The following is a 14692-nucleotide window of genomic DNA, read 5'->3' as shown; positions in this document are numbered from 1 at the left end:
TTATCTTTTTGACTCTGCAAAGATCCGACATATATACCAATATACCAAAAACGGCTTTTCGCGAAAAAAGCCGTTTTTGTATTATTTGGAAATCAAAAAAGGAAACAGGAATTAGTCCTTCGGATATAACTCAGAGCACAGCATATATAGCTCTTTTTCAATACTTCTGGCACTTAACATATGTCCACTTCCATCCGCATCCATGAAATCTATAAGCAGATGCAGGGTATTGGCAAGTGCACGAAATCCATGCAGTCTTGCCCCCTCATTCCTGCTGACCAGCAGATGTACGAAAGGAGTCAAGAAAAGTATACGTTCTTCATACTCCACGCGTAAACAACTGTGACACTGCAATAAGCACTCCATTGCGCGACTCAATTCTTCACTCTCATTCTCAAAAACAACATGGAAACCTTTACCACGGAAAAGTTTCACATCTTCAATAATGTTTTTTTGACCATAATTCTATTATTTGAAAATTGTTTATTTATAATATGATAACATATCGAATACAAAATTAGTAATACTTCACCGGAATATCGTAATTTCGCAGGATTTTATACTCAGTTTTTTCACCTTGCAAAACACTGACAATAAAAAAAGAAGAATAGATAATAAGGTACGTGTATACGCACGAACCTTGTTTATATAAATATTTAGAATAGGACAGTAGCAGATAGATCGTAATTTTATAGGATAAACATCCAAAAATGCTGTAAGCATATATAAAGAAAGAAAATGCTTAAAAAGAGTGTGTCAAAGTAAAAATCAAAAAACAAAGAGCCGCCACGGAACACCTTCCGGGCGACTCTTCTTTCATAGAAGTAATGTAACAGAAAGAGAGTATAATACAGAGATTTAGTCTTGTCCTCCTCCCAATGCTTGGAACAGATTAATTAAGCTTTGTATTTCGGTAAAATGATTGGCAGTTTGCGACAGTTGCGCATTTAGTAAAGTCTGCCGGGCCGTAAGCACTTCCAGATAGGTGGTATTGCCGTGCTCCATGAGCAGAGAAGTACTCCTCAGGGCAGTTTGCAGGGAAGCCACCTGTTTATCCAGCAGGAGCTTCTTCCCCTGGCTGGTCTGGTAAGCCGTCAAGGCATCGTTCACCTCACTGCCTGCATTGAGCAAGCTCTGCTGGAAACCAAGTGCAGCCTCTTCCTGCCGTGCACGGGCAATGCGGTATTGAGCCACAACCTGCCCCCGATTGAAAAGCGGCTGCGTCAATGACCCCACAGCAGATGCCAGAAACTTGCCCGGATTGAGAATCATGGTCCCCGCCGAGTTTGTCCAGCCGGCACTACCACTTAAAGTAATGGAAGGATAGAAAGCGGAACGAGCCTGATTCGTGCCATAGAAGGCCGCTTCGAGCGAACGCTCGGCACTGCGGACATCGGGCCGACCGGAAAGCATCTGCACCGGAATTCCTACCGAAAAGTGGGTGGGGAATTGCTGTCGCCGCAAACTGCCACGCTCGTAGTGGCGGGGCGTTTCGGCAAGCAAAAGGGCAAGGCTGTTCTCGGTCTGGCTGATCTGCTTCTGCAAGTCGAGCACAGAGCCTTGTACCTGATAGTAAGTAGCTTCCATCTGCGATACAGCCGATTCATTCGCCATTCCGGCGTTCATCAAGGCACGAGTGGATGCCACGGTTTCTTTCCATGCCTCTTCCGTCTGCCGGGAGATGGCGAGTTGCTCGTCCAGCATCAACAGCGTATAGTAAGTATTGGCTATTCCTGCAATCAATTGGGTACGCACAGCCTGGCGGTAGTCCTGGCTCTGGGCATACAATGCCTTGGACTGCTTCTTGGCATTGCGCATACGGCCGAAAACATCCAGCTCCCAACTGGCAGTAACGGGCAGTGAATAAGTCTGTGTAGCCTTATGCGTATCGAAGCTGCTCACAGTGCCCTGCGGAGCAAGAGCAAAGGCAGGTAGGAAAGCAAGCTTGGCAGACATCAGCGTTGCCTGTGCCTCTTCTACGCGAAGCTCGGCAGACTGATAGTCGGTGTTATTCTGCAATCCCTGCTCGATGAGGGATTGCAAATGAGGATCGGTAAAGAGCTCCCGCCAATCCATATTACCCAGACTGGCAGTGTCTTCGGCCACTACTTCCCCACCATAAAGCAGGTCGGGGACAGAAGTAGTGGGCTTGTATTTGGTATAGATGCCACAACCGCTCAGCAGCAGGCCGGTGACAGCTAATGTGATGATTTGTTTTTTCATTCTTCAGTATCTTTAATATGTTTCCGAGAATTGATCTTATCAATAATGCACCATAAAATCAAGGCAATGCAATATGCCACCACCTGCTCTATCCAGAATATTTCACCTTGATACATCATTCCTCCTTTCATTTATTTACCACTTCGTTCAGCTTCACTCTTCTCCTTTTCAAGCAATACTTGCACGTCTGCTTCTTCTTCCATCGGCGGACGGATTTTCTCCTGCAAGAACTCAAAGATGATGTAGAACACAGGAACCACGAAGAGCAATGCCAGTGTTCCGACCACCATACCGCCTACGACGCCCGTACCCAGCGAACTGTTACCATTGGCACCCGCACCGGAAGAGAACATCAGCGGAAGCATACCGAACACCATCGTCAACACCGTCATCAGGATGGGGCGCAAACGGACTTGTGCAGCAGAATAGGCAGACTCTACAATACCCATGCCCTTACGACGGCGCTCTATAGCGTATTCCGTAATCAGGATAGCCGTCTTAGCCAGTAGACCGATCAACATAATCACACCCGTCTGCAGATAAATGTTGTTTTCCAGTCCGAGGAACTTGGCAAAGAGGAATGACCCCATCAGTCCGAATGGCACAGAGAAGATAACGGCAAACGGTACCAGGAAGCTCTCGTAAAGACATGCCAGAATCAGATAAATAAGGAATATACAAATGGCATAGATGAAAATCGTCTGTCCGCCACCGGTACTTGCTTCTTCACGAGCCATACCTCCGTATTCATATCCGTAGCCCGTAGGCAGAACCTGTTCAGCCACTTCTTCAATCGCCTTCTGCACTTCACCCGAAGAGTAACCTTCGGCAGGGTTCACATTGGCTGCAATGGAGCTGTAGAGGTTGAAACGGTTGGTCGTTTCCGGTCCCAACACTTTCTTCAGCGTCACAAACTGACTTACCGGAGCCATTTCTGCGCCATTGCGTACAAACATGTTGTCCAATGACTGCTCGTCCAGGCGATACTCAGGTGAAGCCTGCATCATCACACGATACACTTTACCAAACTGGTTATAGTTGGAAATGTATGCACCACCACAGTAGCTGCCCAATGCATCGAGTACTGCACCCGGAGAAATACCTGCACGCTTACATTTGGCTGCATCGACTTCTACCGATACCTGCGGGAAGTTAATGGCGTAAGCGGTATAAGCCATATCTACTTCGGGACGCTGGTTCAAGGCACCCAAATAGTCTATTACCGCCTGGTAGAACGTTGCCATATCGCCACCGGTCCTATCCTGAAGGTTCAGCTCGATAGAGTTACCCATACCATAACCCGGAATCATACCCGGCTGGAAACTGAATATCTGTGCTTCCTTGATACCGTAGAACTGCCCATTGAGACGGGCAACCACTGCATCCGAACTATGATCTTTCCCTTTTCGTTCGCTCCAATCCTTCAGACGGATAATAATGGTACCGTAAGAAGTTCCCTGGCCGGATATAAGTCCATAGCCGGCTACGCGGGCATAATGTTCTATTTCGGGCGTATCCTGAAGAATACCTTCGAGCTTATCCATTACTTTCGTTGTTTCATCGAGCGTGCTTCCCGGAGAGATGCTGACGTTCACCATGATGACGCCCTGGTCTTCCTGCGGAACAAGTCCTGTCTTAGTAGTACTCATCAGGTAAACCAGCAATACAACAGCAGCTACCAATGCAGTCCACACCATCCAGCGGTGACGGATGAAGTACATCACACCTTTCTTATATTTACCCAGCACGGCATTGAATGAAGCATTGTAAGCTGCACGCACCCGGCCGTTGATACTCTTGGAACTCTTGGTTCCGTCCGACGGGCGCATCATGATGGCACACAGAGCCGGACACAGCGTCAGAGCCGAAATCATAGAGATACCTACGGCAGTTGCCATCGTGATACCAAACTGTGTATAGAATACACCGGAAGTTCCACCCATGAACGTCACAGGAATAAACACAGCCATGAACACACAGGTACAGGAAACGATAGCCATCGTTACATCTCCCATCGCATCTTTGGTAGCGAGGTAAGCCGATTTATATCCGGCATCGAACTTAGATTGCACCGCTTCCACCACCACAATGGCATCATCCACCACCGTACCGATGGCAAGCACCAATGCAAACAGCGTCAGGATGTTGAGACTGAATCCGGCAGCCACCAGGCAGGCAAATGTACCCACCAGCGACACTATGATGGAGATGGACGGAATGAGCGTACTCTTGAGATCCTGCAAGAAGAAGTATACCACCAGGATAACCAAAAGGATAGCAATAATCAGTGTTTCCACCACATTATGGATAGAAGCGAAAAGGAAGTCGTTCGAGCTCATCATCGTGACAAATTCCGTTCCTTCCGGAAGGCTCTTTTCCATTTGCTTCATCTGGGCGGTGATTTCTTTATTCACCGCGGTTGCATTGGAACCTGCTGTCTGGAATACCATGTAAAGGACGGCAGGTTTACTATCCATTTCACTACGGAAACTATAAGTCATCGTACCCAGTTGCACATCGGCCACGTCTTTCAGGCGGAGTACAGAACCGTCGCTCTGCGAACGGATCACCGTATTCTGAAATTCTTCCACGCTCTTCAACCGACCGCGGTATTTCATGGTAAACTGGAACACATTCTTGGAACTTTCGCCCAACGAACCGGTAGGAGCTTCAATATTCTGTTCGCCCAACACGGCAGTTATGTCCGAAGGAACCAGGCTGTATTGTGCCATCCGCTCCGGCTTCAGCCAGATACGCATACTATAGGTATCACCCAACTCCATAACGTCCCCTACCCCTTCGATACGTTTAATCTGGGGAAGTACGTTAATGTCCAGATAGTTGGCAAGGAACGTTTGATCGTAACGTCCATCGTTGCAGACCAAAGCACCGATCTGAAGGAAGCTGGTCTGACGTTTCTGTGTACTTACACCGATTTTAGTAACCTCGGCAGGCAACAATCCCTGCGCCTTGGCCACACGGTTCTGTACATTTACCGCCGCCATGTCGGGGTCGGTACCTTGTTTGAAGTAAACTTGTATAATAGCCAGACCGGAATTGGAAGCTGTAGAAGTGATATACATCATATTCTCCACACCATTGATACTTTCTTCCAGCGGCATGATAACGCTGTTCATCACTGCCTCAGCATCGGCACCCGTATATTGGGCACTTACATATACCGTAGGAGGCGCAATGTCAGGATACTGCTCTACCGGCAGCGTAAGGAGAGAAATAAGCCCTATGACCAGAATCAGCACGGAGATAGATATAGCCATCACCGGCCGCTTTATAAATATGTTTCCTTTCATAATCAATCTTCTTCCTATTTAACTTGTGTACCTTCACGTATCAATCCGGCGCCTTCTGATACGATTTCATCTCCGGGGTTCAGCCCACTCAGCACCACATATTCGCGTCCGTCGCTGATGCCGGATACTGTGACCAGCGTAGAGACGGCTTTACCATCCACTACCTTATATACTACTACCTTATCCTGCATTTGCACAGTGGCTCCCTGCGGAATGGCAATACAATCTTTATAAATGCTCGGTAGCACTACCGTACCGGATGCTCCGCTATGAAGCAGGCGTGATTCATTAGGGAATACTACACGCGCCATTACAGTACCTGTCTGGCGATCGATAACTCCGCTGATGGATTCTATTATACCTTTCTTATTATATACCGAATTATCATTCAATACCAATTCCACTTTTGGCATGTTCTTCAATGCTTCATCCATGCTGCCATGCTGGCGGGTAAGGGCCAGCAACTGATTTTCAGTCATGGAGAAATAGACATACATATCCGAGTTATCACTGACTGTAGTCAACGGATAAGGTATGTTGGCACTGACCAATGCACCGGCACGATAGGGCAATGCACCTACCACTCCGTCACTGGGGCTTTTCACTTCAGTATATGAAAGGTTGTTGCGGGCATTTATTTCCTGTGCTTCAGCCTGCGTCAGTTGTGCTTTAGCAGTGAGGAATGTATTCTCTGCCGTCTTCAGGCTAAACTCTGAAACTACTTTTTGTGCATACAATTCTTTGTTACTCTTGTAGGTGAGTTCGGCGGTAGCCATTGCAGCACGCGCAGCCTCTACGTTGGCGGTGGCAGTTTTGAGCGCAGCTCTGTACGGAATCTGATCGATTACGAAAAGCAATTGTCCGCGACGCACTGTCTGTCCTTCGGTTACACAAAGTTTTTCGATAGTACCCGATACCTGCGGATAGATGTCGATATCCTGCCGCCCGCGAATCGTAGCCGAATATGAGGTGGAAAGCTCCTTATCCGCCGCTTCTACTTTCATTATTGCATAAGAAGGTTTCACTCCCGCATCTGTTGCCTGCTTGCAAGATGCCATCCACACTGTACAACCGACAATCCCTATCAGCCGTAACCATTTTTTGTTCACTGTAATCATACTTTCTCTTAATTGTCATTTATTAAAACTGGGACAAATGTAGGAGAAAGGAACAAGGACATAGTGACCAATTTTCCCCCAAGAATGTTCCTTTTTCGTTATTTACCTTTTTCAAGGCTAATCAACTATCAATAAGTAACATATAGAACAAAATTAAAGGATAATAGGACATCCTGTTTTCCTCATAATTCACCAACTTTGCAAAAAGAAAAAAGGAAATAATATGGAAAAAGAGAACATTAAGACCGTAACCATTGAGGACTTTAAGAACAGTCAGCATATTCTTGACTATGTGGATGCTGACTTCGCAATAGTGAACAGTCTGGATGGAATACCTTATAGTAATGAGGTAGTCAGATTGGAATGTTTCCTCATTGCCATCTGTATAGAAGGGTGCATTCAACTGGACATCAACAATAAGACTTACCAGTTGCAGCCGGGCGATTTACTGCTTGGTCTTCCTAATACCATCATCGGGCATACAATGATGAGTCCTAAATATAAGGTAAGGCTTGCAGGGTTTTCCACCCGTTTCCTGCAACGTATCCTCAAGGTAGAAAAAGACACGTGGGATACCGCCATTCATATCCACAACAATCCGATAAAATCTATTAGCAGAGAGAATGATAACAGTATTTTTAAATACTACGGAGAGCTAATTATGGCAAAGATTAATGATGAGCCTCATTGCTACCACAAAGCAGTAGTACAACATCTGTTTTCTGCTCTTTTCTGCGAGATGCTGGGTTATCTCAACAAGGAAATTGCCGACTCAGAGAAAGCGTTTTCGAAAGAAGGCATCAAGCAGGCTGACCATATTCTACGGAAATTCATGGAATTACTGTCGAAAGATAATGGTATGCATCGTTCTGTGACTTACTTTGCCGATGCGCTTTGCTATACGCCCAAGCATTTTTCAAAGGTCATTAAGCAAGCGTGCGGCAGGGCTCCGCTGGACCTGATAAATGAGACTGCCATAGAACACATCAAATACCGGCTGAAACATTCGGATAAATCCATCAAAGAAATTGCAGAAGAATTCAACTTCCCGAATCAATCTTTTTTCGGGAAGTATGTGAAGGGGCATTTGGGAACATCACCGATACGGTATAGGAGTGAGAGGGAAGGGTGAGATTCATTATGGAAAAGAAAGGAATAGAGTGATTAGTGTTTAGTGATAAGTGATTAGCACCATTCGGTATACAGTTCCCGCATCATTTGTTGTGTCTCCGGTACAGAGAATCCATTGAAATCATATACCGAATGGTGCTAATCACTTATCACTAAACACTAATCACTTTATTCATATCCCATCAATATAAATCCATTTGCCTACTTTATTTGTTACTTATCTGAACGATTAGTAACAAATCACCAATTATGAAATATAAATCTTTGTCCTTATTAATAATTGCCCTGCTTTCCGCCTGTACGCTCGGAGCGCAGAACCGCAAAAAAGTCGGAGTAGTGTTAAGTGGCGGTGGTGCCAAAGGAGTGGCGCACATCGGAGCACTGAAAGTGATAGAAGAAGCCGGAATACCGATAGATTATGTAGTAGGTACCAGTATGGGAGCCCTCGTCGGCGGGCTATACTCTATCGGCTACACCCCACAGCAATTGGACAGCATTGTCAATGCGCAAAACTGGAAGTTTCTGCTGTCTGATACCCCCGATCCGGAAACTACATTGCTGAGCGAAAAGCTAAAGGAAGAACAGTACTTGCTCTCTGTTCCAATTACCGGAAAATCGGCGCATGTATCTGATGCAGGGATTATAAAAGGAAGAAACATATCACGGTTGTTTTCCGAATTGACAGTGGGGTATCATGACTCTATCTCTTTCAACCGGCTCCCCATCCCATTTGCTTGCGTATCGGACAACATAGTAAATGGCAGCAAGGTCGTTTTCCACAACGGTATACTGGCCACTGCAATGCGTGCCAGCATGTCTATTCCGGGAGTATTTGCCCCGGTTTATCTCAATGGCAAAGTGCTGGTAGACGGCGGACTGATAGATAATTACCCCGTAGATATAGCCCGGCAAATGGGAGCGGAAATTATTATCGGAGTCGATGTACAGAATCCATTAATGAAAGCGGATGAGCTGACAAGCCTCTCGAGCGTGCTGGGACAAATCATAAACCTGGTAGGAGAAGAGAGCTACAGGAAAAATGTAGAGGATAGTAATATTCACATCCAGGTAGATGTGGATGGGTACTCGGCAGCAAGCTTCAACCATGAAGCATTGGACACATTGATGCGCAGGGGCAAAGAGGCCGCCATGAAAGATTGGGAAAAACTGATTGCACTGAAAAAGGAAATTGGTATCGGTGCGGATTATCGCGCAGAATATCCCGGTCCTTTCAAAATACCAACGCGCACCATGCTGGATACAATACCGTCCGTAGCACAAATTACTCCGAATGAGAAACCTGTAAATACTATAAATATAGGAGGCAGGTTTGATAATGAGGAGTTAGCCGTGTTGTTACTAAATGCAAGGGCGTATCTTGGGAGACAGAAGAAATCGCAACTAAGCGCCACTACCCGGCTGGGTAAGCGGACTTTCGGACAACTGGAATACACGTACTCACTACGTAATAATTGGGATCTCAATACAGGATATCAGATAGGATATAATGACTTCAATCTTTATAAAGAAGGTGACCGGCTGATGAATCTAACTTATGTGCATCACACGGCTTGGATAGGATTTACGAAAAGCTGGTGCAGGTTGCTCGTCAAGGCAGGTATTCATTTTGAGAAGTATAATTATCACGACTGGCCGTCGGGGCCGGATATCTCTATCACCAAATCAAGTGACAAGGCTTTGCTCAGTTATCAGGCCAGTGTCATGTACAATAGTCTGAATAACCAACGGTTCTCTACGCAGGGAATGGAATGGGAAGCATCGTACAGGCTCTATACGGATAACATGATAGCTTACGGTTCGGGTAGTCCCATATCGGTATTTCAAACACATTGGAGTGGATATTTCTCACCGAACCGGATATTTACCATCATGCCGTCGGTATATGGCAGGGTAGTCGGAAAAAATACGCAATCGCTGGCGATATCGAACTTTGTAGGTGGAAATGTACCGGGAAGATACATGGAGCAGCAAATACCTTTCACCGGTATCAACCACATAGAGATAAGTCCGGATGCTATACTAACGGGCATGTTGGGAGTCAGAGCACGGACTTACAAGAACCAGTACATCGTAGTGCGGGGCAGTTACGGACGGACTGCCAACAAAATAGAAAATCTGTTTGGTGGAACAAATACCCATGGATTGGCGGGAGGCAGCATAGGATATTGCTACAACAGCATTATAGGACCCATCGAAGCGGAACTTAACTATTCGAATCAGTCCAAGAAGCTGGGATACTATATCGGAGTGGGATTTACTTTCTAATATATTATTCTTTAGCCTCCTCCTGTGGAATACGGATAGCAGTATATAGTTCAAGTATGGCGGCAACCGTCAGACATACAATCCACTCATTTCCGTGAGTGAAGAACATAAATGCGCCGGTGAGCACCAACAGCAACGCACCGAAAATCTGCTGGCGGCGGAGGCGTTTTACATTGGCCCTACTACTCTTGGAAGGAGAATTAATCTGGGCCAATGCCACCATAGTGGCACCGATTGTATAAACATAGGGAGCAACCTCCCAGCCGGTGATGTAGACGGCAGCACCAAACAGCACCATCAAAGCGCCTACAGTAAACAAAGCAGGTATCAGGGATTTCATTTTTCGATGTCTTCTTCAAATACGTAAATATCCTCATTCGGTTTCTTCATCAGGTACTTCTCACGCGCAATACGCTCGATGGCACCGGAATCTACAGCCAGCTCGTTCAGCCGCTCTGTGTTCTCTTCATATTCCGCCCGGTATTTCTCAATCTCAGAATTCAGGCGACTGATTTCATTCGCATAACCCATACGGCGCACGATGCTGTTTTCATCCAGAAAACCTACAACCACTACAAATGCAACAAACGTAATCAAGTATTTACGTCTGCGGACAAAAGCCCAAAGTGTCGCTAATTTATCCATTGATAAACAAATTAATAATTAAAGAATTAATAATTAAAAAGAAACCGGGAGGGGATTCTTCGCCTACAAAGATAAGAGGAATAACTGAGAAATTCCTTTTTTTTATGTACATTTGCACAAATTGTAATGGACAAGAATATCCCAAATCATGGAAAATTATATCGTATCGGCACGAAAATATCGCCCTACGACCTTTGAGTCGGTAGTGGGACAACGTGCCCTGACCACTACGCTGAAGAATGCCATCGCTACCGGCAAACTGGCACATGCCTACCTGTTCTGCGGTCCGCGCGGTGTGGGAAAGACTACTTGCGCCCGCATCTTCGCCAAGACCATCAACTGTATGAGTCCTACTGCAGAAGGCGAAGCGTGCAACCAATGTGAATCGTGTACAGCGTTCAACGAACAGCGGTCATACAACATCCATGAACTGGATGCCGCATCCAACAACTCCGTTGACGATATCCGCCAACTGGTGGAACAGGTGCGTATTCCGCCCCAGATAGGAAAATATAAAGTATATATCATCGACGAGGTACATATGTTGTCCGCTTCGGCTTTCAACGCTTTCCTGAAAACGCTGGAAGAGCCCCCCCGTCATGCCATCTTTATCCTGGCAACTACAGAAAAGCACAAGATTCTGCCTACTATCTTGTCCCGTTGCCAGATATATGACTTTAACCGCATCAATGTAGATGATACGGTTGCCCATCTGGCATATGTCGCTTCAAAAGAAGGAATTACTGCCGAACCGGAAGCCTTGAATGTCATAGCACTGAAAGCTGATGGGGGTATGCGTGATGCTTTGTCTATTTTCGACCAGGTAGTCAGCTTCACCGGTGGGCACATCAGTTACAAAAGTGTAATTGAGAACCTGAATGTACTGGACTACGAATATTATTTCCGCTTGACGGATCATTTTCTGGCAAACCAGATCAGCGACGCATTGCTGTTACTGAATGATGTGCTGAATAAAGGTTTCGATGCCAGCCATTTCGTAACAGGATTGTCATCCCACTTCCGTGATTTACTTGTGAGTAAAGATCCCGCCACCCTGTCACTACTTGAAGTGGGTGCCAGCATCCGGGAGCGCTACCAGGCACAAGCACAGAAATGTCCGCTGCCTTTCCTGTATCGCGCTATGAAGCTTTGTAATGATTGCGATTTAAATTACCGCGCCAGTAAAAACAAGCGGTTACTGGTGGAACTGACTCTGATACAGATTGCCCAGCTTACCGCCGAGGTGGACGACGCCAGTGGTGGGCGTGGCCCTAAACAATCTATCAAACCCATATTCTCGCAGCCTGCCGCCGCTCAGCAGCCACAGGCCGCACATGCTATGCCTCAACCGCAAGCAACAACTGCCGCTCCGGCACAACCCCAGCCGGTGCAACAAGCTCCTGCAGCCCAGGCTGCCCCTGTATCTCCGCAAGTCCAACAGCCTTTTGGCTCGCAAACAGCTGCCATGCGCCCCACTCCTACTGCCGTATTAATGGCCCAAGGAAAAGAGGAAAAGAAAATCCCCGTTATGAAGATGTCCGGTTTGGGAGTCTCAATCAAGCATCCACGGGGTGAAGAAGAAGAAAAAAAACAAGCTGCAGCATCAGCAGTACAGCAAAATGCACAGCCTGAAGAAGATTTTATCTTCAATGAAAAGGATGTCAACTACTATTGGCAGGAGTACGCCGGACGCTTGCCCCAAGAGCAAACCGCCCTTGCCAAGCGTATGCAGGTTATTCGCCTGACAATGCTGAATGCAACTACATTTGAGGCCGTAGTGGAAAATGATATTGCAGCCAAAGAATTCACAGACCTGATCCCTACCCTGCAAGGCTACTTGCGCAAACGACTGAAAAACAGCAAGGCAACGATGACTGTCCGCGTCAGTGCCCCCACTGAAAAAGTGCGTGCATACAGCCGTGTGGAAAAATTCCAGTTGATGGCACAAAAGAATAATGCCTTAATGCTATTGAAAGAAGAATTTGGTTTAGAGCTTTATTGATGATTATAATTAAGCAATTGCATTTTTTATCCAATAAATACTTTTGTTTTTTTAGTTTTATCATTACATTTGCGGATGAACTAACAAAAAAATATCTTTTACTTTGAGGAAAATTGCGATAATATCAGCAGTAACAGGCTTTTTGCTCTTCTCTTTTGCAGCAGGAACACACGCCACCAGTACAGACAAAGAACGTCTGGCTGCTTTGCAATCTCTCATAACCAAAGAGGTACCTTATGATGCCAACATACCGATAGACAGCATTATATCATGGACCGATGAACTGGCTCCCACACTGAAATCTCCCAAAACGGAAGAAGCTTACTTCACTTTAGTTCTGTGGGAAGTGAATGCATATATCATGCGAGGAGACCTCAGCCTGGCAATAGACCGGGCACGATTAATGTACAAATATGCTAAAGATATAAAATCCAACTTCGGTATCGCTCTTTCCAACCAGGCTGTCGGGCAAGCTTATTCAGCCTCTAACATACAGGATAAAGCTTTGATCTCTTATATGGATGCACTGCGTTATCTGCCTGAAAACAACCCGCAAACCCACCGGTTATTGGTGAAAATCTCCACGCAACTACAGCAAATGAATCGCCTGGAAGAAGCCATGGAATATGTAAAGAAGCTGAATCCGCTTCTTGAACAGAATCCGGAACATCCGCTTGCCATCCCCATACTTATAGAAAATGCAACTTATTACATCTCATCGGGAGACCAGGATACTGCGCTCCAGTATCTGCACCGGGCAGACTCGATTTACAAAAACCATACTCATGAAATAGCCCATGAGTTTTCCATCAACTATTACACTGCTGCCTGTTATCGGGCATTGGCTGCCGATTACCACGACAAAGAGAAGGCTGATGAAGCATTGGCACTTTATAACCAACTCCTGGAAGTGGTATCCAATAATAAACGCTCGCTGGAGTACCGCTGGATTTGTGCGGAAAAGATCTATTTATATAAACTACTGGGGCGCTTTGATGAAGCTTGCCAGATTTATAAGGAACTATACAGTGCTACTGATACCCTTGCATCGAAAAGCTACATCCGGCAGATTAATGCCCTGAAAGCTACTTATCAGGTTGATGAGATAGAACTGGAAAACAAGGCACAGCAGAACAAGATGGTTGTTGTTCTTATCTTCATCGGATTAGGATTACTGACTTTCATCTCTATGCTTGCCATCTGGCTTAGAAGACAGAAGAAAGTAGTAGTAATGTCTACGGAAACTCTGGAACAATTGCGTCATAATGCTGAAAATGCAACACGTGCCAAGAGCATATTCTTATCAAATATGAGCCACGAGATACGAACCCCTCTCAATGCTCTGTCCGGCTTTTCTGCATTACTGACGGAAGAGGGCTTAGATGACTCTACCCGGAGACAATGCACCGACATCATCCAACAGAACTCCGAGCTTCTGCTGAAACTGATTAATGATGTGATCGACTTGTCGAGTCTGGAATTTGGAAAAATGCAATTCAGCATAGCCGTGCATGATGCTGTGGCAACTTGCCGGAATGTGACCGACACCGTAGGTAAAGTAAAACAGACTCAAGCAGAATTATTGTTTGAAACATCACTGGAAGAATTATACATTGAAACAGATGATTCACGCCTGCAACAAGTGCTGATAAATCTGCTGATCAATGCAACCAAATTTACCCCTGACGGTAGTATCACGCTAAAATTGGAGAAGCAATCGGAAGAGATGGCTTTGTTCTCTGTAACGGATACCGGTTGCGGTATTCCGAAAGAAAAACAGGCAAGCATATTCCAGCGTTTTGAAAAATTGGATGAAAATGCGCAAGGAAGTGGACTTGGCTTATCTATCTGTCAGCTAATTATTGAGCATATCGGTGGTAAAATATGGATTGATCCAGACTATACAGGAGGTTCCCGTTTTGTTTTCACACATCCAATACACCAGACACACAGTAACTCAAAGAAGGAGGATTAAT

Annotated in this window: 10 protein-coding genes; 4 read left to right on the top strand and 6 right to left on the bottom strand. The window is 45.7% G+C overall.

Going from position 1 to position 14692, the window contains the following annotated elements; genetic code table 11:
• Window positions 1-111: 111 nt before the first annotated feature.
• From DW036_RS02745 to DW036_RS02730, 4 genes are all read right to left on the bottom strand, one after another.
• The gene (locus DW036_RS02745; protein ID WP_118461110.1) at window positions 112-435 is read right to left on the bottom strand and encodes a hypothetical protein; all 324 of its coding nucleotides are present in this window, start codon (window positions 433-435) and stop codon (window positions 112-114) included.
• Between the two features lie 423 nt (window positions 436-858).
• On the bottom strand, window positions 859-2223 hold the full coding sequence (locus DW036_RS02740; protein ID WP_118461108.1) for a TolC family protein: 1365 nt from the start codon (window positions 2221-2223) through the stop codon (window positions 859-861).
• A 131-nt stretch (window positions 2224-2354) separates the two neighbouring features.
• On the bottom strand, window positions 2355-5534 hold the full coding sequence (locus DW036_RS02735) for an efflux RND transporter permease subunit (protein WP_118461106.1): 3180 nt from the start codon (window positions 5532-5534) through the stop codon (window positions 2355-2357).
• A 14-nt stretch (window positions 5535-5548) separates the two neighbouring features.
• Complete coding sequence (locus tag DW036_RS02730; RefSeq protein ID WP_118461104.1) at window positions 5549-6652, bottom strand: efflux RND transporter periplasmic adaptor subunit; 1104 nt, start codon at window positions 6650-6652, stop codon at window positions 5549-5551.
• Between the two features lie 223 nt (window positions 6653-6875).
• On the opposite strand from DW036_RS02730, the gene DW036_RS02720 reads away from it, so the two are divergent.
• Together DW036_RS02720 and DW036_RS02715 are read left to right on the top strand one after the other, a co-directional pair.
• Complete coding sequence (locus DW036_RS02720; RefSeq protein WP_118461102.1) at window positions 6876-7784, top strand: AraC family transcriptional regulator; 909 nt, start codon at window positions 6876-6878, stop codon at window positions 7782-7784.
• 248 nt (window positions 7785-8032) lie between these two features.
• Entirely contained in the window at window positions 8033-10069 is a 2037-nt protein-coding gene (locus DW036_RS02715; protein ID WP_118461100.1) for a patatin-like phospholipase family protein, read from the top strand.
• Between the two features lie 4 nt (window positions 10070-10073).
• Here DW036_RS02715 and DW036_RS02710 read toward each other — a convergent pair whose 3' ends face one another.
• Both DW036_RS02710 and DW036_RS02705 read right to left on the bottom strand, forming a co-directional pair.
• Window positions 10074-10409: a hypothetical protein gene (locus DW036_RS02710; protein ID WP_007660214.1), complete on the bottom strand. Its 336-nt coding sequence runs from the start codon at window positions 10407-10409 to the stop codon at window positions 10074-10076.
• Window positions 10406-10714, bottom strand: coding sequence for a septum formation initiator family protein (locus DW036_RS02705; protein WP_022394059.1), 309 nt, complete (start codon window positions 10712-10714; stop codon window positions 10406-10408). The genes DW036_RS02710 and DW036_RS02705 overlap by 4 nt, the downstream gene beginning before the upstream one ends.
• 148 nt (window positions 10715-10862) lie before the next feature.
• Between DW036_RS02705 and DW036_RS02700 the strand changes: the two genes are divergently transcribed.
• On the top strand, window positions 10863-12716 hold the full coding sequence (locus tag DW036_RS02700) for a DNA polymerase III subunit gamma/tau (RefSeq protein WP_118461099.1): 1854 nt from the start codon (window positions 10863-10865) through the stop codon (window positions 12714-12716).
• A gap of 103 nt (window positions 12717-12819) precedes the next feature.
• Window positions 12820-14691, top strand: a complete 1872-nt coding sequence (locus tag DW036_RS02695) for an ATP-binding protein (RefSeq protein ID WP_118461097.1) — start codon at window positions 12820-12822, stop codon at window positions 14689-14691.
• Window position 14692 lies beyond the last annotated feature (1 nt).

It is taken from the genome of Bacteroides sp. AF39-11AC, assembly GCF_003474285.1.
Taxonomy (GTDB): Bacteria; Bacteroidota; Bacteroidia; order Bacteroidales; family Bacteroidaceae; genus Bacteroides.
The sequence above is the reverse complement of the archived record's forward strand: the minus strand, read 5'-3'. Positions and strand labels throughout refer to the sequence as shown.